This is a genomic window from Xanthomonas sp. F1 (genome assembly GCF_014199855.1).
The window spans coordinates 321632-344480 of sequence record NZ_JACHOK010000001.1 but is presented as its reverse complement, the minus strand read 5'-3'; the positions used below and the strand labels follow the sequence as shown (position 1 = coordinate 344480).

19 protein-coding genes are annotated in these 22849 nt (G+C 70.3%); 16 read left to right on the top strand and 3 right to left on the bottom strand.

Features of this window, described 5'->3' with window-relative positions; genetic code table 11:
* Window positions 1-191 precede the first annotated feature (191 nt).
* The 10 genes from bfr (at window position 192) to GGR71_RS01470 (ending at window position 10758) form a co-directional block, all read left to right on the top strand.
* Window positions 192-683 (top strand): bacterioferritin, encoded by a 492-nt coding sequence (gene bfr / locus GGR71_RS01515; RefSeq protein WP_160957178.1) that lies wholly within the window; start codon window positions 192-194, stop codon window positions 681-683.
* Window positions 684-1264: 581 nt separating this feature from the next.
* Complete coding sequence (locus tag GGR71_RS01510; RefSeq protein WP_160957177.1) at window positions 1265-1690, top strand: DUF2147 domain-containing protein; 426 nt, start codon at window positions 1265-1267, stop codon at window positions 1688-1690.
* Between the two features lie 118 nt (window positions 1691-1808).
* Window positions 1809-2702: a TorF family putative porin gene (locus GGR71_RS01505; RefSeq protein ID WP_160957211.1), complete on the top strand. Its 894-nt coding sequence runs from the start codon at window positions 1809-1811 to the stop codon at window positions 2700-2702.
* Between the two features lie 3 nt (window positions 2703-2705).
* Window positions 2706-4349: a xylulokinase gene (locus GGR71_RS01500; RefSeq protein ID WP_160957176.1), complete on the top strand. Its 1644-nt coding sequence runs from the start codon at window positions 2706-2708 to the stop codon at window positions 4347-4349.
* Window positions 4336-4977, top strand: a complete 642-nt coding sequence (locus GGR71_RS01495; protein WP_160957175.1) for a class II aldolase/adducin family protein — start codon at window positions 4336-4338, stop codon at window positions 4975-4977. The genes GGR71_RS01500 and GGR71_RS01495 overlap by 14 nt, the downstream gene beginning before the upstream one ends.
* Before the next feature lie 49 nt (window positions 4978-5026).
* Entirely contained in the window at window positions 5027-6475 is a 1449-nt protein-coding gene (locus GGR71_RS01490) for an aspartate aminotransferase family protein (RefSeq protein ID WP_160957174.1), read from the top strand.
* 3 nt (window positions 6476-6478) lie between these two features.
* Window positions 6479-7117: a hypothetical protein gene (locus tag GGR71_RS01485; protein WP_160957173.1), complete on the top strand. Its 639-nt coding sequence runs from the start codon at window positions 6479-6481 to the stop codon at window positions 7115-7117.
* Window positions 7118-7201: 84 nt separating this feature from the next.
* Window positions 7202-8356 (top strand): MFS transporter, encoded by a 1155-nt coding sequence (locus tag GGR71_RS01480; RefSeq protein ID WP_184451665.1) that lies wholly within the window; start codon window positions 7202-7204, stop codon window positions 8354-8356.
* A 122-nt stretch (window positions 8357-8478) separates the two neighbouring features.
* Window positions 8479-9921 (top strand): aldehyde dehydrogenase family protein, encoded by a 1443-nt coding sequence (locus tag GGR71_RS01475; protein ID WP_160957172.1) that lies wholly within the window; start codon window positions 8479-8481, stop codon window positions 9919-9921.
* 165 nt (window positions 9922-10086) lie between these two features.
* Window positions 10087-10758, top strand: a complete 672-nt coding sequence (locus GGR71_RS01470; protein ID WP_048492296.1) for a TetR/AcrR family transcriptional regulator — start codon at window positions 10087-10089, stop codon at window positions 10756-10758.
* A 197-nt stretch (window positions 10759-10955) separates the two neighbouring features.
* On the opposite strand, the gene GGR71_RS01465 is transcribed toward GGR71_RS01470, so the two are convergent.
* Window positions 10956-11846 (bottom strand): SDR family oxidoreductase, encoded by an 891-nt coding sequence (locus GGR71_RS01465; RefSeq protein WP_160957171.1) that lies wholly within the window; start codon window positions 11844-11846, stop codon window positions 10956-10958.
* Between the two features lie 97 nt (window positions 11847-11943).
* Between GGR71_RS01465 and GGR71_RS01460 the strand changes: the two genes are divergently transcribed.
* Entirely contained in the window at window positions 11944-12795 is an 852-nt protein-coding gene (locus GGR71_RS01460) for a helix-turn-helix transcriptional regulator (protein WP_160957170.1), read from the top strand.
* A 75-nt stretch (window positions 12796-12870) separates the two neighbouring features.
* Here GGR71_RS01460 and parC read toward each other — a convergent pair whose 3' ends face one another.
* Window positions 12871-15114, bottom strand: a complete 2244-nt coding sequence (parC, locus tag GGR71_RS01455) for a DNA topoisomerase IV subunit A (protein WP_160957169.1) — start codon at window positions 15112-15114, stop codon at window positions 12871-12873.
* Between the two features lie 57 nt (window positions 15115-15171).
* Window positions 15172-16056, bottom strand: coding sequence for an AraC family transcriptional regulator (locus GGR71_RS01450; RefSeq protein WP_456362565.1), 885 nt, complete (start codon window positions 16054-16056; stop codon window positions 15172-15174).
* A 141-nt stretch (window positions 16057-16197) separates the two neighbouring features.
* Between GGR71_RS01450 and GGR71_RS01445 the strand changes: the two genes are divergently transcribed.
* From GGR71_RS01445 to GGR71_RS01425, 5 genes are all read left to right on the top strand, one after another.
* Window positions 16198-16647, top strand: coding sequence for a MarR family winged helix-turn-helix transcriptional regulator (locus tag GGR71_RS01445; RefSeq protein WP_160957167.1), 450 nt, complete (start codon window positions 16198-16200; stop codon window positions 16645-16647).
* 10 nt (window positions 16648-16657) lie between these two features.
* The gene (locus tag GGR71_RS01440; RefSeq protein WP_160957166.1) at window positions 16658-18145 is read left to right on the top strand and encodes an efflux transporter outer membrane subunit; all 1488 of its coding nucleotides are present in this window, start codon (window positions 16658-16660) and stop codon (window positions 18143-18145) included.
* Between the two features lie 10 nt (window positions 18146-18155).
* Window positions 18156-19337 (top strand): efflux RND transporter periplasmic adaptor subunit, encoded by a 1182-nt coding sequence (locus GGR71_RS01435; RefSeq protein ID WP_160957165.1) that lies wholly within the window; start codon window positions 18156-18158, stop codon window positions 19335-19337.
* An 8-nt stretch (window positions 19338-19345) separates the two neighbouring features.
* Window positions 19346-20923 (top strand): DHA2 family efflux MFS transporter permease subunit, encoded by a 1578-nt coding sequence (locus GGR71_RS01430; protein ID WP_160957164.1) that lies wholly within the window; start codon window positions 19346-19348, stop codon window positions 20921-20923.
* A 238-nt stretch (window positions 20924-21161) separates the two neighbouring features.
* Window positions 21162-22694, top strand: coding sequence for a GDSL-type esterase/lipase family protein (locus GGR71_RS01425; protein ID WP_160957163.1), 1533 nt, complete (start codon window positions 21162-21164; stop codon window positions 22692-22694).
* The last annotated feature ends 155 nt before the right edge of the window (window positions 22695-22849 follow it).

The following is a 22849-nucleotide window of genomic DNA, read 5'->3' as shown; positions in this document are numbered from 1 at the left end:
CGTCTCTCTCCGGTGGCAAGCCTCCGATTCTAGACACGCGTGCGTGTCGTTCCCGCGTAGGCGCGGCGCGCTGTGTGCGGGGTCACGCATCGCGGACGTTGCGACTCGGGATGTGAATGATTCCGATTGGAACGTGGCGCGGCGGCATCGGGCACTATGGCGCCCTCAGTCGACCCCACGGAGCCCGCCCCATGAAGGGACACCCCGACGTTGTGCAATGCCTCAAGGAGCTGCTGCGCGGCGAACTGGCCGCGCGCGACCAGTATTTCATCCACTCGCGGCGTTACGAGGATCAGGGCCTGCTGGCGCTGTACGCACGCATCAACCACGAGATGGAGGAGGAGACCGAACACGCCGATGCGCTGCTGCGGCGCATCCTGTTCCTGGAGGGCGACCCGGACATGCGCCCGCATGCGTTCGAGCCAGGGCGCACGGTCGAGGAAATGCTGGAGAAGGACCTGAAGGTCGAGTACGAAGTGCGCGCCAATCTGGCGGCGGGCATGAAGCTGTGCGAGCAGCACGGCGACTACGTCAGCCGCGACGTGTTGCTGGCGCAGTTGCGCGACACCGAGGAAGACCATGCGTGGTGGCTGGAGCAGCAGCTCGGCCTGATCAAGCGCATCGGCATGGCGCTGTACCAGACCTCGAAGATCGACGGGCACGTGTCCGGCAAGGACGCCTGATCCAAGCGCGCGCCTCCCGCCTGCGGGAGGCGCCGATGCGTTGAACGGGGGCTTCCCCCATCGCGGCCGCGTCATCGCCGGCCGCTTCGGCCGGCCGATCCTGCCGGTCCTACATCTCTCTCGTTGGCCCGCATCGGCACTGCCGCCCTTGCGGGCGGCGGTGCTTGTCATCGATGTCGTCGCGTCGCTGCAGCCAGGCTGCAGCGAACGCCGACCAATCTCGCGTCCTTGATCGTCTCGTGCCATTGCCGACCGCGTTCGACTGCGCGCCTGTGGCTGCGTCATTGGAGGGCGCGCGATCGAGGTATTCCCTCGACGCGAGACGTTGGGGATGGCCGCAGGGCGAGCCGATCCGCGTCTTGGTCCTCGCCGCCGGCTGTTGCAATGCCGCAAAAACCGGCCGGCGCACGCGTGCCGCTACGCGCGGAATCCCTTGAAATCCAGGCGTTTGTGCGCTCCGCCGCGTCCGCGACGAACACCGTGCGTGCAATGCTTGCAAAACGATAGTGATCGCTATACGGTAGTTTTCACTACTTAATTGCGCGATGGCGAGGGGGCGTTCGATGCAGGCGAGTTCGGGAATGAAGCGGTACGGCGTGGTCGGCGCACTCGTCGCCGGATGGTTGCTGGCGCCGGTCGCAGCGGGCGCCGCACCGGCCTCGGCGCAGGGGCTGTGGCTGACTGCGGCCAAGGACGCGGTGGTGGAGTTCGCGCCCTGCGCGGATGCGGCCACCGCCTTGTGCGGGCGCATCGTCTGGGACAAGGACGCCGGCACCGCCACCGATACCTGCGGCGTGCAGATCGCGCGCCTGGGGCGCGAGGACGGCGACACCTGGCGCGATGGCTGGGCCTTCGATCCACGCAGCGGCAAGCGCTACAAGGCCACGCTGCGCGCCAGCGGCACATCGCTGGATCTGCGCGCCTTCGTCGGCGTGGAAGTGCTCGGCGAGACCGAACGCTTCACCCGCGTGCAGGCGCTGCCCAGCACGCCGGTCTGCGCCAGGTAATCCACCCGCCGCGCGCGCAAGGCGCCGGTGCCATCGACGTGCGGGGCCGCCGCCGGCTGCCGCACGTCCCACCTTCCTCAGCGAACCAGGGGAGATTGAGATGACTGCAGTCCGCTTCATGGCGACCCTCGCGGGCGCACTGGCCCTGCACGGCGCGTGCTGTGCCCAGGCCCACGCCCAGCAGGCCGACACCGATGGCATGGTCAACTACGAGTTCCAGAACCAGATCAAGCTGATGAGCGAGCAGCGCACGCGCGGCGTGTCCGACTCGCTGATGCGCCCATCGCTGAAGTGGACCACCCAGTTCGTGCACGCCAGCGGTTTCGTTGCGCTGCTGGAGGTGGCCAAGGTCAGCAAGAAACAGTTCCTCGACGGCGACGGCCTGGGCATCACCGCCGCGGCCGGCTACCGCTTCGGCAATCCCGATGCCTGGCATGCCGGTGTGGGCCTGGCGACCGAGCGCTTCCCCGGCGCCAGTTTCCTGGCTCCGCATCGGATCGACCTGGAGACCGGCACGCCGGAGGACATCCGCCGCACCAACTACAACAGCAACTTCGGTGTGCTCGAACTCGGCTACGGCGCGATCGACGGCCGTGTGCTGTACGTGTTCTCCAAGACCTACCGCGGCGCCGACACCGGCGGGGTGTGCGCGCAGATCCTGCAGTTCGCCGCCGATCCGACGACGGCGCTGCGCTGCTTCGCGCGTGGCGACCACGATTCGCGCGGCACCCTGCTCGGCGATCTCAACTACCAGACCCCGCTGCTGCCGTCGGTGTTGCCGTCGACCACGTTGCGCCTGCATGCCGGCTACCAGAAGCTGCGCAACTTCAGCGAGGGCAGCTTCGCCGATTACCAGATCGGCGTCACCCACAAGCGCTGGGGGCTGGACTGGAACCTGGACTGGGTCAGCACCCGGGTCAACGCGCACGAACTGTACTGGGTGCAGGACGGCGCGCGCATCCGCAAGACCGACGGCGACACCCTGGTGGCTTCGATCGGCTACACGTTCTGACCCATGCGCAGCGAACTGCTCGATGCCGACCGGGGCGGCGACCAACCGTTGGTGCTGGCGGTGGACCTGGGAACCTCCGGCTGCAAGTGCGCGCTGGTCACGCTGGACGGCCAGGTGATCGCCTGGGCATTCGAGCCGGTGCCGCTGCACGTGCACGGGGTCTGCGCCGAGCAGGATCCGCGCGACTGGTGGAACGCGCTGCTGGTCACCGCCGCGGCGGTGCTGCAAGGGGGCGAGGCGCTGCGCCGGCGGGTGACCGCGGTGTGCTGTTCGACCCAGGGCGAATGCACCGTGTGCGTGGATCGCGACGGCCGCGCGCTGGGCAACGCCATGTTGTGGCTGGACATGCGCGGGCAGGCGGCGATTGCGCGGCGCCTGCGCGGCCGTTGGCTCAACGTACGCGGCTATGCGCCGCTGAAGCTGCTGCGCTGGCTGCGCCTGAGCGGCGGCGCGCCGGCCGGCAGCGGCAAGGACTGCGCCGGCCACATCGCCTACCTGCGCGACCACGAACCGCAGCGCTACCAGCGCACGCACAAGTTCCTCAATGCGCTGGACTATCTCAACCTGCGCCTGACCGGACGCTTCTGCGCCACCGCCGACTCGGTGCTCACCACGTGGGTGACCGACAACCGCGACCCGATGCGCATCCGCTACGACGACGGCTTGCTGCGCCTGCTCGGCATCGAGCGCGACAAGCTGCCGGACCTAGTGGCCTCCACCGAGGTGCTGGGGCCGCTGCTGCCGCAGGTGGCGGCGCAATTGGGGCTGTCGCCGCAGACCCGGGTGATCGCCGGCGCCATCGACAACTCGGCGGTGGCGGTGGCCGCGGCGGTCGAGGACTACGCCGCGCATCTGTACCTGGGCACCTCGTCGTGGCTGGGTGCGCACGTGCCGCGGATGAAGACCGATGTGTTCAGCAACATCGCCGCGGTGCCGTGCGCGGTGAGCGGGCGTTACCTGGCCACCGCGCTGCAGTCCACCGCCGGCGCCAACCTGTCGTTCCTGCGCGACCGCATCCTGTTCCATCCCGATGAACTGCTGCGCGACGAAGAACGTCCGGACGTGTACGAGGTGCTCAACGTCATCGCCGCGCGCGTGCCCCCCGGGGCCAATGGCCTGGTGTACATGCCGTGGCTGTTCGGCGAGCGCACCCCGGTCGAGGACCACAGCCTGCGCGCCGGGCTGGTCAACCTGTCGCTGATGCACACCCGCGAGGACATCATCCGCGCCTTCATGGAAGGGGTGGCGTTGAACACGCGCTGGATGATGGAGCCGTTCGCGCGCCTGCTCGGCCGCGATCCCGGCGTGATCGCCGCGGTCGGCGGCGGCGCGCAGTCGGACCTGTGGTGCCAGATCATCGCCGACGTCAGCGGCCAGCCGATCCGGCAACTGCACAACCCGATCCAGGCCAATGCGATCGGCGCCACCTTCATCGCCGGCGTGGGCCTGGGCCGGCTGCGCTTCGCCGACCTGCCGGCGCTGCAACGCGCACGCCGGGTGTACGAACCCGCTGCAGCCACGCGCGCGCTGTACGACGATCGCTATGCGACGTTCCGCGAATTGCAGCGCACCCTGGCGCCGATCTACCGGCGCATGAATCCCGCTCCCGAGAGCGTGCAGGAGGTTCCCCAGCATGTTTGCCCATGAACAACGCGCGCGCGTGGTCGCGCTGTGCGTGGAGTTGTCGCGGCGCGGCTACCTGGCCGGCACCGGCGGCAACGTCGCGCTGCGCCTGGACGCCGAACGCTTCGCGGTGACGCCGTCGGCCATCGATTACTTGGCGATGCGCGCCGAGGACATCTGCGTGGTGCGCCTGGCCGACCTGCGGCAACTGGACGGTGCCGCCACGCCGTCGGTGGAGACCGGGCTGCATGCGCAGGTGCTGCGCCGCCGGCCCGACGTGGCCTGCAGCATCCACACCCACCAGCCGGTGGCCAGCGCCTGCGCGCTGCTCGGCGCGGCGCTGCCGGTGGAGGAACCGGCGTTGCAGGCGACGATCGGCGCCCGCGTGCCGATGGTCGGTTATTTCCCGTCCGGCACCGGGCTGCTGGCCTGGCTGCTGGCGCGGCAACTGCACCCGTCGCGCAACGCCTACCTGATGCGCAACCACGGCGTGCTGTGCTGCGGCCGCAGCCTGGAACAGGCGGTGGCCGCGGTCGATGCGCTGGAGCAGGTGGCGCGCGATCACCTGGCGCGCCGCATCGAACGCCGCGCCTTGCACGACGCCGGCCTGGCCGCGCCGTTGCGCGCCGTCCTCACCGCACTGGAGGCCTGAACCCATGCACGCCCTTTCCGTTTCCGTTCCCCCGAACCCGGCACCGACCATGAGCCAGACCCCCGCCATTTCGCAGTGGCCCGATGTGGACCAGCTGTACGCGCGCTTCCATGCATTGGTGAACCAGCCGATGCGGCCGATCGGCGCGGCCGGCATGGCCAAGGTGATGCGCTACTTCGACGAGCGCTGCCAGGGCTCCAAGCGCCTCGGCGAGGCGGCCAAGCAGGTGATCCCCGGCGGTGTGCAGCACAACCTGGCGTTCAATCATCCGTTCCCGCTGGCGATGCACAGCGCCGAGGGCGCGTACCTGACCGACGTCGACGGCAACCGCTACATCGACTTCCTGCAGGCCGGTGGTCCGACCCTGCTCGGGTCCAACCCGCCGGAACTGCGCGAGCATGTGCAGGCGGTGCTGGACCAGTGCGGCCCGGTGACCGGCCTGCTGCACGAATACGAGGTCAAGCTGGCCGAACTGGTCTGCGCCAGCATGCCGGCGGTGGAGATGCTGCGCCTGCTCGGCTCCGGCACCGAGGCGGTGATGGGCGCGGTGCGCCTGGCCCGCACCCACACCCGCAAGAAATGGATCATCAAGATCGGCGGCGCCTACCACGGCTGGAGCGACCAGTTGGTGTACGGCATGCGCCTGCCGGGCACCGGGCGCATGGAGGCGATCGGCATCCCGCGCGGCGCCACCGCCTACACCCAGGAATGCCATCCCAACGATCTGGAGGCATTGCGCCGCAAGCTGCAGTTCAATCGCCTGCGCGGCGGCACCGCAGCGGTGCTGCTGGAACCGCTGGGACCGGAGAGCGGCACGCGGCCGGTGCACCACGACTACAACCGGCAGGTGCGCAAGCTCTGCGACGAATTCGGCGCGCTGCTGATCTTCGACGAGGTGGTCACCGGCTTCCGGCTCGGCCCGGGCGGTGCGCAGGGTTACTTCGGGGTGCTGCCGGACATCACCGTGCTCGGCAAGTGTCTCGCCGGCGGCTATCCGATGGCCGGCGCGATCGGTGGCCGCCGCGAGGTGATGATGAGCCTGGTCGGCGGCATCGGCACCACGGCGCGGCGGGCCTTCGTCGGCGGCACGCTGTCGGCCAATCCGCTGTCCTGCGTGGCCGGCTACCACGCCTTGCTGGAGGCGCAGCGCAGCGACGCCGCCGGCCAGGCCGGCCGCGCCGGCGATCGCCTGCGGCAGGGCCTGGAGGCGATCATCCGCCGTCTCGGCCTGCCGTACGTGGTCTACAACATGGGCTCGATCGTGCACTTGCAGACCTCCGGCGTGTTGCTGCTGGACACCGGCAACCTGTACAAGCTGTGGCGCGTGCGCAACGAGGCCAAGGAGCGCAAGCACATGATGGAGGAGATGGGCGCGGCGTATTCCGCGCACGGGCTGATCACCCTGGCCGGCAGCCGCATCTACACCAGCCGCGCCGATACCGATGCGGTGGTCGACGAGGCGCTGAACCGCTTCGACGACGTGTTCAAGCTGGTGTAGCGCATGCCCACCGTCCCGCACATCGAAGCGCTGTGGCTGCAGACCCGCGAGCGGCTCGTGGCCAAGCGCCTGCTCGGCGACGATGCGGCAGCGCTGGCGCTGCGCTGTCCGGGCACCACGGCGATGTGTTGCGGCGCGCTCGACGCGGAGCGGCCGCAGTGGCTGGACTGGCGCGACCCGGCGCTGCCGGCGTCGGCGCGGGTGCACGCGCAGGTCTACCTGCGGCGTCCCGATGTCGGTGCCAGCGCCTGGTCGGCCGGCGCGTTCGGCAACCTTCTGGCCAATGTCGGGGGCGTGCTGCCGCAGGTGTTCGACGAGCAGGCCCGGCACATCGGGCCGATGCCGGCGCCGCTGGCGGCCGCGGACGCCTTGGCCGGTGCGCCGCTGCAGATCGGCAACGCCCTGCTGCTGGGCGGGCGCCCGCTGTGCCTGGGCACCAGTGCGCAGCGGCTGGCGTTGAACGTGGAACTGTTCGAAAAATGCGCCAAGGCCTATGTGCTTGCCGCGGCCACCGGCGGGCAGGTGCGGGAACTGCCATGGTGGGTGCGGCGTATCGCCAACGGGCGCTTGCGCAAGGACCAGACGCGTGCCGCCGCGGCCTTTGCCGCAGGCGAACTGCCGGCCGAAACGACCGGGTATTGAGGAATCAGTGCGATGACTGTCATGCCCTCCGCATCGTCCATCCCGCCATCGGCTGTGCAGGCGGCGCGTCCGCTCGCTGCGGCCTTGTCGATCGGCGCCATCGCCCTGCTGATCCTCGGCGTGCAGCCGATCGTGCTCGGCGCGCTGGTCGATCAACGCCTGATCACCCTGCCCGGGGTGGGCGTGGTGGCGATGGGCGAGATCATCGCGCTGGGCATCGGCGTGGCGCTGGGCGATGCGCTGCTGCCGGTGTCCTGGCAGCGCCCCACGGCGATCGTGGCGGCGCTGCTGGCCGCGCTGCTGAACCTGGCCACGGTGCAGGCACAGGGCGATGCGGCCTTCGTCGCACTGCGCGCCGTCGCCGGCCTGGCCGAGGGCCTGCTGGTCTGGGTGGCCACGGTCAGTATCGTGCGCGCGGCCACGCCGGACCGGATCACCGCGGTGTTCATGGTGCTGCAGGCGCTGGCGCAGATCGCGCTGGCGGCGGCGCTGGCGCTGTGGGTCTTGCCGGCGGCGGGCTGGAAGGGCGGCTTCGTCGCCATGGCCGCGACCTGCCTGCTGGTGCTGCCGCTGGCGGCGGCACTGCCGGCGCCGGCGCGCCTGGCTCCCGCTGCCACTGCTGCCCACTGCGCGGCGACCGCCACCGCCAGGCTGCGCTGGTCGCCGGCGACGCTGGCGCCATTGCTGGTCGCCTTCCTGCAGATGTCGGCGATCGGCGCGCTGTGGGCCTACCTGGAGCCGCTGGCGCTGCGCGCGGGGCTGGACGCGCATGCGGCGCAACTGCAAGCCTCCTGGGTGCTGGGCATGCAGATCGTCGGCGGGCTGGCGGCGATCTACTGGGTGCGCCGGTTGTCGGTGACGGCGACCCTGACCCTGGGCAGCGTGGCGCTGTGCCTGGTGGCCGCGGCGATGTATCGGGTTCCCGGCCATGCGGCGCTGGGCTTCGCGGTGGTGTGCGTGGCGTTCGGCTTCGCCTGGATGTTCCTGATGCCGTTCCATGTGGGTCTGGCGCTGCGCGCCGACGCGCAGGGGCGGGTGGCGGTGCTGGTGCCGGCCGCGCAGTTGATCGGATCGGCCTGCGGGCCGTTGTTGGCCTCGCTGCTGCTGCACGCAGACGATCCGGCGCCGGTGCCGCTGGTCGGACTTGGTTTTGCGCTGACCGCGGCGCTGCTGGCGCTGTGGATCGGCCGGCGGCAACGCCGTCCGGCGGTCGTGGAGGCTGGCTCGCATGCGCGCTGATGGTGGCCGTGTGAGCGTGCTGGTCGCCATCGCGATGCGCGTCGGCAGGCCGCGTGTGGTGCAGGGCAGGAGGCTGCCACGCACAGGGCGATGGCCGATGTCCGACAAGCAGGAGCGTGGCGATGCCGTCTGAGCCCGTACAGGACACCGCACCAGAGACGATCGCGGCACTGTTCGCCGCGCAGCGGGCTACCGCGCTGGCCTGGCGCGGCTCCTCGGCGAACGCGCGGCGCGCGCATCTGCGTGCGCTGCGCGATGCGCTGCTGGCGCGGCGGCAGGCGCTGATGGCCGCCTTCGCCGCCGATTTCGCCAAGCCCGCACTGGAAGTGGAGTTGACCGAAGTGCTGCCGGTGGTCGACGAGATCGCCACCGCCATCGCGCAGCTGCCGCGCTGGATGCGTCCGCGCAAGGTCGCGCCGACCCTGCTGGCCCTGGGCACGCGTGCGCGCATCGCGTTCCAGCCCAAGGGCCGCTGCCTGATCATCGGGCCGTGGAACTACCCGGTAGCCACCGTGCTGGGGCCGCTGGTGTCGGCGCTGGCCGCCGGCAACACGGCGCTGATCAAGCCCTCCGAATGCACCCCGCAGGTCAACGCGGTGCTGCAGGCGGTGCTGGAGGAGGCGTTCGCGCCGGAGGAGGTGGCCCTGGTGCAGGGCGGCGCGGCGACCGCGCAGGCCTTGTTGGCGTGTCCGTTCGACCATGTGTTCTTCACCGGCTCGGCATCGGTGGGCCGGCAGGTGATGACCGCGGCGGCGCGGCAGTTGACCTCGGTGACGCTGGAGCTGGGCGGCAAGTCGCCGGTGATCGTCGACCGCAGCGCCGACCTGCGCCTTGCCGCCGAGGTGATCGTCTGGGCCAAGCTGGTCAACGCCGGGCAGACCTGCATCGCGCCGGATACCTTGTTCGTTCATCGCGACGTCAGCGCGCGCCTGCTCGACCACTGCCGCGCCCTGCTGGCGCAGCGCTACGGTGCCGACGCGCAGGCGGTCGCCGCCAGTCCGCACCTGGCACGCATGATCCACCCGGCGCATGCCGCGCGCGTGGCCGCGCTGATCGACGAGGCGCGCGCCGGCGGCGCGCAGTTGCTGGCCGGTGGCGAACACGACGCGGCGCAACGTTATGTGGCGCCGACCCTGCTGGGGCAGGTGCCGGCGCAGGCGCGGATCGCGCAGGAAGAGATCTTCGGTCCGGTCCTGCCGGTGGTCGAGTTCGCCCACCTCGACGAGGTGCTCGACCGGCTCGACGCCGCGCCCAAGCCGCTGGCGCTGTACCTGTGGAGCCGCGACCGCGCCGGCATCGCCCACGTGCTGGCGCGCACCAGTTCCGGCAGCGCGGTGGTCAACCACTGCCTGCAGCAGTTCGTGCATAGTGGCCTGCCGTTCGGCGGCGTGGGCGCCTCGGGGTTCGGCAGCGCACACGGCGTGCACGGCTTCCGCACCTTCTCGCACGAACGCGCGTTGCTGCGTGGCGGGCGCCTGCCGATCGTCAAGGCCTTCTTTCCTCCATACACCACGTTGCAGCAGCGCTTGGCGGCCGGCCTCAGCGCTTGGATGGCGCGGCGCTGAGCGCCGCTGCCGATGTGCCAGCGGCGGGCGCGGTAAGATGCGATGTCGGCGCGTGCAGCGACGTCGCGCCGCAATCCGCGCCGCCCTTGCCGTGGCGATGCGTGCCGTGCGGCTGGCGCAGTGCCGCCACCGCGGCGCCCGCCGCTTCATCACCATCGAGATCTCATGCCCGCCGACACGCCGCGTCCCTCCGCACCGCACCGCCCACGCCTGACCGGGAACAAGGTGCCGGCCCAGCATCGCGCCACCGAGACCTACGAGCAGATCCTTTCGGTCACCGCGCAACTGCTCGGCGACGTCGGCGTGGAGCGGCTGTCCACCAACCTGGTGTGCGCGCGTGCCGGGCTGACGCCGCCGGCGCTGTACCGCTATTTCCCCAACAAGTACGCGCTGCTGTCGGAACTGGGACGGCGGCTGATGGAGCGGCAGAACCAGCTCGTCCCCAAGTGGATCACCCTGCCGGCGATGAGCGGCACGCGCGAGGAACTGCAGCGCGCGCTGTCAGGCTTGGTGCTGGATACCTACCGCGTCACCAAGGCTACCGAGGGTGGCGTGTGGGTCTTGCGCGCGCTGCGCGCGGTGCCGGCATTGCAGCAGGTGCGCCTGGATTCGCATGCGCAGGTCACCAAGGGCCAGGTGCGCTTTCTCAGCGAGGCCTTCCCCGACGCCGATCCGCGCCAGCTGCGGCTGGTCAGCCGCATCGTGGTCGACCTGATCTATGCGACCGTGGAACTGCTGTTCGACACCCGCCTGAGCGCACGCGCGGTGGCCGACACCGTGGCGGCGATGATCGCCAGCCACATCGAGCAACTGCGCGATGGAGCGTCGGCCGGGTGAGGCGGGGCTGCGGCTTCGGATGTGGGGCTCCTGCGTGGCGCACGCATGCCGGCAACGGAGCCGCACGCCGCGGCGGCCGATGACGGGGCGAACGAGGCCTCGCGGCATCGCCGCTTGAGAACAGAGCAAGCGCGGCGTCCGCAGAGACGGCGCGATGCCCGCAATGCGATGTAGGTGCAGCCCAAACCAGATCAGGGCTAGGCCGCGAACCTGCCCTCGTCGAGATCCGCGATCAGTGTCGGGCCGGTCGGCGTCCAGCCGAGCCGCGCCTGGGTCAGCGCGCTCGAGGCCGGCATGTCGAGTTGCACGAACATCGCCATCCAGCCGAAATGCGCGGCCGCCTCGTCGGGGGCGATGGACACCACCGGCAGCTTCAGCCCGCGCCCGAGCGCCTCGGCGATCTCGCGGCTGCGCACGCCCTCCTCGCCGACCGCGTGATAGCGCGCCCCCGGCTGTGCCTTCTCGATCGCGAGACGATAGAGCCGCACCGCGTCGGATAGATGGCCGGCCGCCCAGCGGTTGCTGCCGTCGCCGACGTAGGCGACCACGCCCTTGTCGCGCGCGATCGCCGCCAGCGGCGTGATCAGCCCTTGCCGATATGGGGTATGCACCTGCGGCAGCCGCATCACCGAGACATTGACGCCGGCTTCGAGCAAGGCGTTGCCGGCCTGCTCGGAGGCGATGCGCGGATTCGGGTGCGTGGCGTTGAACACGTCCTCGCTGGCCGGCGCACCGTGTTCGCTGCTGCCCACGCCCGTGCCAGAGGTGATCAACAGGGGGCGATCGGAACCCTGCAGCGCCGCGCCGAGCGCCGCGATCGCGCGTCTGTCCTTCTCGCAGTTGGCGGCGAAGTTGCTGAAATCATGGTCGAACGCCGCGTGGATCACGGCATCGACCTGGGCGGCGCCACGCTGCAGGCTGTCCGGCTCCTCGAGCGTGCCGTGGTGGACCTCGACGCCGGCCGCGCGCAGCGCCTGCGCGCCGGCCTCCGATCGGGTCATGCCGAGCACGCGATGGCCGGCCTGGAGCAGTTCGGGAATCAGGGCCGAGCCGATGAAACCGGTCGCGCCCGTCAGAAAGATACGCATCGTGCACTCCCTTGGGTCAGTGCGGGCGACTCTCCGGTATCGGTGTATCCCGTTAAAGTAGTGACGTCATCGTAGTAAAGCGACTAACAGGCTTGCCATGCATTCCGATCCAGCCAATTCCCTGGGCGACTTCCTGCGCAGCCGGCGGACCCGGCTCGACCCCACAAGCTTCGGCTTCTCCGGGCGCCGGCGCACGCCGGGGCTGCGTCGCGAAGAAGTCGCGCAGCGCGCCAACATCAGCCCGACCTGGTACACCTGGCTCGAACAGGGCCGCGGGGGCGCGCCGTCGGCGCAGGTGCTGGAGCGCCTCGCCGGCGCGTTGCTGCTGACCGACGCCGAACGCGATCACTTGTTCATGGTCGCGCTCGGACGACAGCCCGAGGTGCGCTACCGCGGGGTGGCGGGCGTCGACCCGCGGCTGCAGCGTGTCCTGGATGCGCTGGAAACGAGCCCGGCCATCGTCAAGACGCCGACCTGGGACGTGGTGGCCTGGAATCGTGCGGCGGCGGTGGTGCTGACCGACTACGGCCAGTTGCCCGTCGGCGAGCGCAACATCCTGCGTTTCCTGTTCGGCAATCCCGCCGCGCGTGCCAAACAGCACGATTGGGAGCGGGTGGCCCGCTTCGTGGTGGGCGCGTTTCGTGCCGACGTGGTGCGTGCGGGCATCGCATCGGACGCGGCGGCCCTGGTGACCGAGCTGTGCGCGCTCAGCGCCGAGTTCGAGATGTTGTGGCACGACCACGAGGTGTTGAGCCATGGCGAGGGCGATGGCGAAAAACGGCTCAGGCATCCGCTGCTCGGCGAGATCGCGCTGGAGTACTCGGCCTTTGCCGTGGAGGGCCGGCCGGATCTGGGCATGATCGTCTACACGCCGGTCGAGGCCGGCGTGGCCGCGCGGATTCGCGCGCTCGCGGCCGCGCGGACCGACGCGGCGCCGGCATCCGTGTGACGTAGCGAAACGACTTGGGAGAAGCGGCGCGCACGCTGTCGCGCCGTCCTCTGGACCCTTGCCGGCGAGGCGCGCTTATTCCACCGCCAGATCGTCGACCTTCTGCCAACCGCGCGGCAGCAGCCCACCGCGGCTGGCGCGGGCGCCGAGGTAGGCGTCCAGGTCCTTGAACGACAGCGACATGGTGCGCTGGCCGCTTTTCACCAGCAGCGTGTTGCCCGGCGCCACCGCGGCGATCGCCACCACCCGTTCGGTGCTGAGCTTGGCCTTGGGGATGTCGATGATCTTGTTGCCCTTGCCCTTGTCCAGCTCGGGCAGGTCGGCGACCGGGAACGCCAGCAGGTGGCCGGCGCTGGTGACCGCGACGATGCGGTCGCTGCCAGTGCCGCTCACCGCTGCCGGCGGCAGCACCTTGGCGTTCGGGGTCAGGTTGAGCATGGCCTTGCCGGCCTTGTTGCGGCTGGTCAGGTTCTCGAAGCGGGTGACGAATCCGTAGCCGTGCGAGGACGCCAGCACCAGGCGGCTGTCGTTCTCGCCGCTGGCGATGGCCTGGAACGACGCGCCGGCCGCAGGCGCGAAGCGTCCGGTCAGCGGTTCGCCGTTGCCGCGCGCCGAGGGCAGGGTGTGGACCAGGGTCGAGTAGGCGCGGCCTTCCGAATCCAGGAACGCCACCTGTTGCGTGCTGCGCCCGCGCACCGCCGCCAGCAGGCCGTCGCCGTCGCGGTAGGAGAGCGCCGCCGGGTCCACGTCGTGGCCCTTGGCCGCGCGGATCCAGCCCTTCTCCGACATCACCACGGTCATCGGCTCGCTCGGCACCAGCTCGGTCTCGTCGATGGCCTGGGCCGCGCCGCGCTGCACCAGCGGCGAACGCCGTGCATCGCCGAACTTCTTGGCGTCGGCCATCAGTTCGTCCTTGATCAGCTTCTTCAGCTTGGTCTTGCTGGCCAGCACCGCCTGCAACTGCTCGCGTTCCTTGGCCAGCGCGTCCTGCTCGCCGCGGATCTTCATCTCTTCCAGCCGCGCCAACTGGCGCAGGCGCGTTTCCAGGATGTAGTCGGCCTGTTCCTCGCTGAGCGCGAAGCGCGCGATCAGCGCCGGCTTCGGCTCGTCCTCGGTGCGGATGATGCGGATCACTTCGTCCAGGTTGAGGAACGCGGTCAGCAGGCCTTCCAACAGGTGCAGGCGGCGCTCGACCTTGTCCAGCCGGTGGTTGAGGCGGCGCACCACGGTGTCGCTGCGGAAGCGCAGCCATTCCTCCAGCAGGGTCTTGAGGTTCTTGACCTGCGGGCGGCCGTCCAGGCCGATCACGTTGAGGTTGACCCGGTAGCTGCGCTCCAGGTCGGTGGTGGCGAACAGGTGGCCCATCAGCTGCTCGGCGTCGACCCGATTGGAGCGCGGCACCAGCACCACCCGCACCGGGTTGGCGTGGTCGGACTCGTCGCGGATGTCTTCCAGCCACGGCAGCTTCTTGGCGCGCATCTGCTGCGCGATCTGCTCGATCACCTTGGACGGCGACACCTGATACGGCAGCGCCGTGACCACGATGTTGGCGTTTTCCTTCTGGTAGGTGGCGCGGGCGCGCACGCTGCCATGGCCGGTCTCGTAGATCGCGCGCAGGTCGGCGGCCGGGGTGATGATCTCGGCGGTGGTCGGGTAGTCCGGGCCGCGCACGTGCTCGCACAGGTCGGCGACGCTGGCGTCGGGGTCGTCGAGCAGGCGGATCAGCGCGCTGACGATCTCGTTGAGGTTGTGCGGCGGCACGTCGGTGGCCATGCCCACGGCGATGCCGGTAGTGCCGTTGAGCAGCAGGTGCGGCAGCCGCGCCGGCATCCAGGTCGGCTCGTCCAGGGTGCCGTCGAAGTTCGGCGACCAGTCCACCGTGCCCTGGCCGAGTTCGCCCAGCAGCACTTCGGCGATCGGGGTCAGCTTGGACTCGGTGTAGCGCATGGCCGCGAACGACTTCGGGTCGTCGGTGGAGCCGAAGTTGCCCTGGCCCTCGATCAGCGGGTAGCGGTAGGAGAACGGCTGCGCCATCAGCACCAGCGCTTCGTAGCAGGCGCTGTCGCCGTGCGGGTGGTACTTGCCGATCACGTCGCCGACGGTGCGTGCGGATTTCTTCGGCTTGGCCGTCGCGTTCAGGCCCAGCTCGCTCATCGCATAGATGATGCGCCGCTGCACCGGCTTGAGCCCGTCGCCGAGGAAGGGCAGGGCGCGGTCCAGCACCACGTACATGGAGTAGTCGAGGTAGGCGCGTTCGGCGTATTCGCGCAGCGGCAGCTGTTCGAAACCATGGAAGGCGGGGCGGGCGAGATCGGTCATGCGCAGGAAATACCTATAGGGGGACGCGGCGCCAGGCGCCGCAGGTCAGCCGGTCGATTATCCGGATGCGGCCGGCGATGCCAAGCCGCGCGTGCCGCCGGCGCTGGCCAGGTAACGCGCCGGAGGATGGCCGAAACGGCCGCGAAAGGCGGTGACGAAGGCACTGGGGCTGCTGTAGCCGAGCCGGTAGGCGGTGTCGGCGACGCTGGCGCCGTCGCTGAGCCGGCGCAGCGCCTCGGCCAGCCGTGCCTGCTGGCGCCAGCCGGCGAAGCCGAACCCGGTCTCGTCGCGGAAGTGCCGGCTCAGGCTGCGCGGCGACAGCCCGGCCCAGTGCGCCCATTGCGCCAGCGAGCGGTCGTCGGCGGGGGTTTCCAGCAACTGGGTGGCGATGCGCAGCAGGCGCCGGTCGCGCGGCATCGGCAGGTGCAGATGCTCGACCGGGGCGTTGCGCACCTCGTCGAGCAGCACCGCGTACAGGCGCTGCTGCTCGGCCTCCAGCGCCGTAGGCACGCCCCATTGGCACATCCGCCGCAGCACCTCCCGGAACAGGTCGTTCATGCCGATCACGCAGGTCCGCGGCGGCAGGTCGGCGCAGACGTCGGGGCGGATCAGCACCAGGTAGCTGCGTACTCGCCCGGAGACCTGGACCGTGTGCAGCTCCTGCGGCGGCATCCAGCCGGCGCAGCCGGGCGGCAACGACCACTGGCCGTGCGCGGTGCGGGTGCCCAGCACGCCGTCCTCCACGTAGATCAGCTGGCCGCGCACGTGGCGATGCCAGTCCACCTCGCGCCGCAGCGACACCGGCGAATGCGCGATGAAGGCCAGCGCGGGCGGGCCATCGGCGCGCTCGAACCACTCCATGGCGCGCGGGTCCAGCGCGCTGTCGGAGCCGGCGGTGGCCGGAACGTCGGCCGAACGGGTTGGCGCGATTTCGATATCCATTGTCCGAATTGTAATACCGAGCCACCGCCGCCCGCCGCTACAGTGCGTTCGCCGTCAGCGTTCTCCTGCCGCAACGCAGCATCTACTTTCCTTGGGGATATTTTCTTGACATATATTTCTAAATGAAAATAATAGGCGCCCATGACCTGCGCTCCCTCCTTTCCTGGCCAGCCCTCGTTCGGCCTGCTGCTGCGCCAAGTGCGTGACGGCCTGATGCGCCGCCTCGACCAGGCCATGGCCGGGCTGGAACCGGACCTGGGCTTCAGCCACTACATCGGCATGAAGGCCCTGGCCCACATGGCGCCGTGCACCGCCAACGAACTGGCCCAGGCCATCGACCAGAACCCCAGCGCGGTGACACGCCTGCTGGACAAGCTGGAAGACCTGGGTTGGGTGCGCCGCGAGGCGCACGCGCAGGACCGTCGCGCGCTGCGCCTGGTGCTCACCGACGAAGGCCAGGCGCTGTGGCAGCAGCTCAAGCGCCGCGGCGACGACGCCATCGCCGACGCGTTGCGCGATCTGTCCGCCGAAGAGCGCGAGCACTTGTTTTCGTTGTTGGCCCGCGTCCGCGATTCCCTCAATTCGCCCTGAATCCGCCCACATGACTCTGTCTCCTTCTCTCTCCCGCCTGCGCCCGTTCGCGGTCGCGGCCCTCACCCTGGCACTGGCGGCCTGCGCCAGCAGCCGCGGCCTGGAACCGCAGGGGCGCCGGCTCGATGCCGACCGCCAACTGCACATCGGCAAGACCCTGGCCGCCGACGCGCTGGCGCCGGCGCCGTGGCCGCAGCAGGACTGGTGGAAGGCGCTGGGCGATCCGCAGCTCGACGCGCTGATCGCCGAGGCCCTGCAGGGCACGCCCAGCCTGGACGCGGCCGACGCGCGGCTGCGCCTGGCGCAGGCGCAGGCCGGTGCCGCCGATGCCGACCGCGGCGCCAAGCTGTCGCTGTCGGCCGGCTACACCGGCCTGCAACTGCCCAAGGGCCTGGCCGGCGACGAGATCGGCGGCAAGTACATCCACAACGAACAGGCGCTGCTGGACTTCAGCTACGGTTTCGACCTGTGGGGCGGCAAGCGCGCTTCCTGGGAAGCGGCGGTGGACCAGGCGCATGCGGCCGAGGTCGACGCGCAGGCCGCACGCCTGGACCTGTCGGCCGGCGTCGCCCGCGCCTACGCGCAACTGGGCTACGCCTGGCATCTGTACGACCTGGCCGGCGCCGAACTGGCGCGCTCGGAGAACAGCCTGAAGCTGGTGCGGCAGCGCCGCGATGCCGGCATCGACAACAACCTGCAGCTGCGCCAGGCCGAGGCGCGGGTGCCGGCGGCGCGCCAGCAGCAGGCGGCGGCGCAGCAGCAGATCGACGAAGCGCGCACCGCGCTGGCGGCCTTGCTCGGCCGCGGCCCGGACCGCGGGCTGCAGATCGAGCGGCCGCGCCTGCTCGACCCGCAGGCTGCGCGGGTGCCGTCGGTGCTGCCCAGCGACCTGCTCGGCCGCCGCCCCGACGTGGTCGCCGCGCGCTGGCGGGTGGAAGCCGCCTCGCAGGGCATCCATGCGGCCAAGGCGCAGTTCTATCCCAGCATCAACCTGACCCTGCTCGGTGGTGTCGCCGCCACCAACCCGGGCGACCTGTTCAAGAGTTCGTCGGTGCTGGGCCTGCTCAGCCCGGGCGTGAGCCTGCCGCTGTTCGACAGCGGGCGGCTGCGCAGCCAACTGGCCGAGCGCGATGCGCAGTACGACCTGGCCGTGGCCAACTACAACCAGACCCTGGTGGCGGCGTTGCGCGAGGTGGCCGACCAGGTCAACGCCGCGCGTTCGCTGGCCGAGCAGGCGCAGCAGCAGGCGCAGGCGATGGAGACCGCGCAGGCCGCCTTCGACCTGTCGCAGCAGCGCTACCGCGCCGGCATCGGTAACTACCTGGACGTGCTCAGCGCGCAGCAGCAGCTGCTGGACGCGCAGCAGCGCCTGGCCTCGCTGCAATCCAACCAGATCCTGGTCTCGGTACGCCTGAATCAGGCGCTGGGCGGCGGCTACGACGCCACCTCCGCCGCCGACGCGCCGAGTTCTTCTTCTTCCGCACCTTCGCATTCCTGAGATCGCTGCAATGAATCAGACAACGACCCCCGCTTCCCCCGCTCCCGCCACCAGCCGGCGTGGCAAGCTGCTGCGCGGCCTGGCCGTGGTAGTGGTGCTGGTGCTGATCGCGCTGGCGATCTGGTACTTCCTGGTCGGCCGCTGGCACGAGGACACCGACGACGCCTACGTGCAGGGCAACCTGGTGCAGATCACCCCGATGGTGGCCGGCACCGTGGTGCGCATCGACGCCGACGACGGCATGCGCGTGGAGCGCGGCCAGCCGCTGGTCAAGCTCGACCCGGCCGACACCGAGGTCGCGCTGCAGCAGGCAGAGGCCAATCTTGCGCGCACCGTGCGCCAGGTGCGCGGTCTGTACCGCTCGGTCGAAGGCGCCCAGGCCGAACTGTCCGCGCAGCAGGTGACCCTGCAGCGCGCCCGCGCCGACGTCGCCCGCCGCGCCAGCCTGGTCGCCACCGGCGCGATCTCCGCCGAAGAGCTGGCGCATGCCCGCGACCAGCTGGCCGCCGCCGAGGCCGCGGTCAGCGGCTCGCGCGAGACCCTGGCGCGCAACCGCGCGCTGATCGACGAGAACGGCGTGGCCGACCAGCCCGACGTGCAGGGCGCCGCCGCGCAGGTGCGCCAGGCCTTCCTCAACAACGCCCGCAGCGCCATTGTCGCGCCGGTGTCCGGCTATGTGGCGCGGCGCTCGGTGCAGGTCGGCCAGCGCGTGCAGCCCGGTACCGCGCTGATGGCGGTGGTGCCGCTGAACCAGGTGTGGGTGGATGCCAACTTCAAGGAAACCCAGCTCAAGCACATGCGCCTGGGCCAGCCGGTGGAACTGGAATCGGATCTGTACGGCGGCGCCGTGACCTACCGCGGCACCGTGCAGAGCCTGGGCATCGGCACCGGCAGCGCGTTCTCGCTGCTGCCGGCGCAGAACGCCAGCGGCAACTGGATCAAGATCGTGCAGCGCGTGCCGGTGCGCATCGCCATCGACGCCAAGCAGTTGGAGCAGCACCCGCTGCGCATCGGCCTGTCGATGAAGGTCGACGTCAACCTGCACGACCAGAATGGCTCGGTACTGCCGAGCAAGCCGGCCAGCGGCACGCTGCTGGATACCGACGTCTACGCGCAGCAGCTGCAGCAGGCCGACGCGGCCGTGAAGCAGATCATCCACGCCAACCTGCCTGACGCCGCCAAGGCGAACTGAGCCCGGTCATGTCCAACCAAGCTGTCGCTCCCGCCGCGCCCGGGGGGCCGGGTGCACCGGTCGCCGCGTTCCGCCCGGCCAGTGTGGCGTTGTGCACGGTGGGCCTGGCGATGGCCTCGTTCATGCAGGTGCTCGACACCACCATCGCCAACGTCTCGCTGCCCACCATCGCCGGCAACCTCGGCGCCAGTTCGCAGCAGGCGACCTGGGTCATCACCTCGTTCGCGGTCAGCAACGCCATCGCGCTGCCGCTGACCGGCTTCCTCAGCCGCCGCTTCGGCGAGACCAAGCTGTTCGTGTGGGCCACGCTGGCCTTCACCGCGGCCTCGCTGCTGTGCGGCCTGGCCCAGAGCATGGGCATGCTGGTGGTGTCGCGCGCGTTGCAGGGCTTCGTCTGCGGCCCGATGTACCCGATCACCCAGAGCCTGCTGGTGTCGATCTACCCGCGCGAGAAACGCGGCCAGGCGCTGGCGCTGCTGGCGATGATCACCGTGGTCGCGCCCATCGCCGGGCCGATCCTCGGTGGCTGGATCACCGACAACTACAGCTGGGAATGGATCTTCCTGATCAACGTGCCGCTGGGCATCATCGCCGCGACCGTGGTCGGCTCGCAGCTGCGCGACCGACCCGAGCCGATCGAGCGCCCGCGCATGGACTACGTCGGCCTGATCACCCTGATCATCGGCGTCGGCTGCCTGCAGGTGGTGCTGGACCTGGGCAACGACGAGGACTGGTTCAGTTCGACCAAGATCGTCGTGCTGGCCGCGATCTCGGCGGTGGCGCTGGCGGTGTTCCTGATCTGGGAGCTGACCGACAAGGATCCGATCGTCGACCTGCGCCTGTTCCGCCACCGCAACTTCCGCGCCGGCACCATGGCGCTGATTGTGGCCTACGCCGCGTTCTTCAGCGTGTCGCTGCTGATCCCGCAGTGGCTGCAGCGCGACATGGGCTACACGGCGATCTGGGCGGGTCTGGCCACCGCGCCGATCGGCATCCTGCCGGTGATCATGACCCCGTTCGTCGGCAAGTACGCCTCGCGCTTCGATCTGCGGATGCTGGCCAGCATCGCCTTCATCTTCATGGCCGCCACCAGCTTCATGCGCTCGGACTTCAACCTGCAGGTGGATTTCCCGCACGTGGCCGGGGTGCAGTTGCTGATGGGCGTGGGCGTGGCGCTGTTCTTCATGCCGGTGCTGCAGATCCTGCTGTCGGACCTGGACGGGCGCGAGATCGCCGCCGGCTCCGGCCTGGCCACGTTCCTGCGCACGCTGGGCGGCAGCTTCGCCGCCTCGCTGACCACCTACCTGTGGGCCAAGCGCACGCAGTTGCATCATGCGCACCTGACCGAGCACATCTCCACCTACACGCCGGGCATGCAGGAACAGGTGCAGATGATGGGCAACGGCAGCCTGCAGAACGGCGCGGCCTTTCTCAACAACACCATCAACCACCAGGCCTCGCAGATGGGCTTCAACGACATCTTCTACCTGCTGGGCTGGACCTTCCTCGGGATCATCTTCTTCCTGTGGCTGGCCAAGCCGCCGTTCGGCGGCGGTGGTGGCGCCGCGGCTGCCGGGGGCCACTGAGTCCTGCGATCGGGCGTCGGCGTGCCGGCGTCCGGCCGGGGCGCGGGCGGCAGACAGTCCGTGCCGGTGCGCGACAGCGGCGCGGGCGTTCCATTGCGCGGCGGTGGCCCGGCATGGCGTGCCACCGTTACCGGTGCGGCAGGCGTGCCCCGCGTCGCGCTCCGGCGACTGGACGCTTGCCGATGCCGCGGCCTGCGCACCAGAATGCGGCTCTTCGCAGGCTTCGGCAGCCCCGCACATGCAGCGCTTTCTCCGCGCCTTCGGCGCCCGCTTCGCCGCATCGCTCCCGCGCGCGGCCGTCCTCGCATTGCTGTGCCTCGCTGCGCATCCGGGCCACGCCCGGTCCGCGCCAGCGCCTGTGGCCTCGCCGGTTCCGGTGACCCCGGCCGATCGCCTGCATGAAGCCTGGTGGGCCGAGCGCCACCAGCAGGTAGTGGCGCAGGTGCGCGCGCAGCCGGATGCGCCGCTGCTGCTGATCGGCGATTCGATCACCCAGAACTACGAGAAGGCGCAGGCGCCGGACCAGGACTTCCAGTCGACCTGGCGGACCTTCTACGGCAGCCGTGGCGCGCTCAACCTCGGCTTCAGCGGGGATGCCACCGAACACGTGCTGTGGCGCCTGCAGCATGGCGAAGTCGACGGCCTGCGGCCCAAGGTGGCGGTCCTGTTGATCGGCACCAACAACACCGGCCGCGACGGCGACAGTGCGGCGGATACGGTGCGCGGCATCGATGCGGTGGTGGCCACGCTGGAGCAGCGCCTGCCGCGCGCGCGCATCCTGTTGCTCGGCCTGCTGCCCAGTGGGCTGTCGGCGCAGAAGAGTGCGCGCGATGCCGAGATCAATCGTGCGCTGGCGGTGCGCTATGGCGACAATCCGCGCGTGGCCTACCTGGACATCGGCACGGTGTTCCAGCGCGCCGACGGCACCTTGGATCCGAGCCTGTTCTACGATCCACGCCAGCGTCCCGGCAGCGGCGCGCTGCACCCGGACACGCGCGGGCAGCGGCGCATGGCCGAGGCGATCGAGCCGACCCTGGCGCGGCTGCTCGACGACGCGCCACGGGTGCCGCTGGACGCGATGACCGACGTCGACACGGCGCGCATCCCGGTGCCCTGGCTGGAACAGGATTCCTACGATTGGTATGGCCGCCACCATGCCGCGCTGGACGCTGCGCGGCAGATGCAGCCGCAGGTGGTGATGCTCGGCGATTCGATCACCCATTTCTGGGCGGGGACGCCGCAGGCGATCCGGGTGAACGGCGCGCAGGCCTGGCAGCGCACCTTCGGCGCCGCGCGCGTGCTGAACCTGGGCTTCGGCTGGGACCGCACCCAGAACGTGCTGTGGCGGCTGCGCCAGGGCGAAGTCGACGGCCTGGCGCCGCGCTGGGTGGTGATCAACCTCGGTACCAACAATCTCGCCGGCACCGAGCATGCGCGCACCAATACGCCGCAGGAGACCGCCGATGGCGTGGCGGCGGTGGTCGCCGAGATCCGGCGGCGCCTGCCGCACAGCCGGATCGTGCTGATGGGCATCTTTCCGCGCGGCTTCGCCGCCGATGCGCCGCAGCGCGAACCGATCCTGCAGACCAATCGCCTGCTGGCCGCGCGCTTCGGCCGCGACCCGCAGGTGCGCTGGCTCGACATCGGCGCGCGGTTCCTGCAGCCGGACGGCACACTGCCGGCGGCGCTGATGCCCGATGGCACCCATCCCAGCGAAGCGGGCTACGCGATCTGGGGCGAGGCACTGCGCAAGCTCGGCGTCGGCCGCTGAAGGGAGTCTCCAGCATCACGCTTGCCGCGGCTCAGCGGGACGTGGCGTTGTCCCCGCAGGAGCGGCTTCAGCCGCGACGAGGCGTTACCGATAACGCCCTGTCGCGGCTGAAGCCGCTCCTACGAATGGCATTCTTTCGTTACTGGCGATACCCG

Bases quoted from the DNA above. Each gene is read 5' to 3' on its own strand.
- bfr (WP_160957178.1), top strand. From the start codon at position 192: ATGAAGGGACACCCCGACGTTGTGCAATGCCTCAAGGAGCTGCTGCGC.
- GGR71_RS01510 (WP_160957177.1), top strand. From the start codon at position 1,265: ATGAAGCGGTACGGCGTGGTCGGCGCACTCGTCGCCGGATGGTTGCTG.
- GGR71_RS01505 (WP_160957211.1), top strand. From the start codon at position 1,809: ATGGCGACCCTCGCGGGCGCACTGGCCCTGCACGGCGCGTGCTGTGCC.
- GGR71_RS01500 (WP_160957176.1), top strand. From the start codon at position 2,706: ATGCGCAGCGAACTGCTCGATGCCGACCGGGGCGGCGACCAACCGTTG.
- GGR71_RS01495 (WP_160957175.1), top strand. From the start codon at position 4,336: ATGTTTGCCCATGAACAACGCGCGCGCGTGGTCGCGCTGTGCGTGGAG.
- GGR71_RS01490 (WP_160957174.1), top strand. From the start codon at position 5,027: ATGAGCCAGACCCCCGCCATTTCGCAGTGGCCCGATGTGGACCAGCTG.
- GGR71_RS01485 (WP_160957173.1), top strand. From the start codon at position 6,479: ATGCCCACCGTCCCGCACATCGAAGCGCTGTGGCTGCAGACCCGCGAG.
- GGR71_RS01475 (WP_160957172.1), top strand. From the start codon at position 8,479: ATGCCGTCTGAGCCCGTACAGGACACCGCACCAGAGACGATCGCGGCA.
- GGR71_RS01470 (WP_048492296.1), top strand. From the start codon at position 10,087: ATGCCCGCCGACACGCCGCGTCCCTCCGCACCGCACCGCCCACGCCTG.
- GGR71_RS01465 (WP_160957171.1), bottom strand. From the start codon at position 11,846: ATGCGTATCTTTCTGACGGGCGCGACCGGTTTCATCGGCTCGGCCCTG.
- GGR71_RS01460 (WP_160957170.1), top strand. From the start codon at position 11,944: ATGCATTCCGATCCAGCCAATTCCCTGGGCGACTTCCTGCGCAGCCGG.
- parC (WP_160957169.1), bottom strand. From the start codon at position 15,114: ATGACCGATCTCGCCCGCCCCGCCTTCCATGGTTTCGAACAGCTGCCG.
- GGR71_RS01450 (WP_456362565.1), bottom strand. From the start codon at position 16,056: ATGGATATCGAAATCGCGCCAACCCGTTCGGCCGACGTTCCGGCCACC.
- GGR71_RS01445 (WP_160957167.1), top strand. From the start codon at position 16,198: ATGACCTGCGCTCCCTCCTTTCCTGGCCAGCCCTCGTTCGGCCTGCTG.
- GGR71_RS01440 (WP_160957166.1), top strand. From the start codon at position 16,658: ATGACTCTGTCTCCTTCTCTCTCCCGCCTGCGCCCGTTCGCGGTCGCG.
- GGR71_RS01435 (WP_160957165.1), top strand. From the start codon at position 18,156: ATGAATCAGACAACGACCCCCGCTTCCCCCGCTCCCGCCACCAGCCGG.
- GGR71_RS01430 (WP_160957164.1), top strand. From the start codon at position 19,346: ATGTCCAACCAAGCTGTCGCTCCCGCCGCGCCCGGGGGGCCGGGTGCA.
- GGR71_RS01425 (WP_160957163.1), top strand. From the start codon at position 21,162: ATGCAGCGCTTTCTCCGCGCCTTCGGCGCCCGCTTCGCCGCATCGCTC.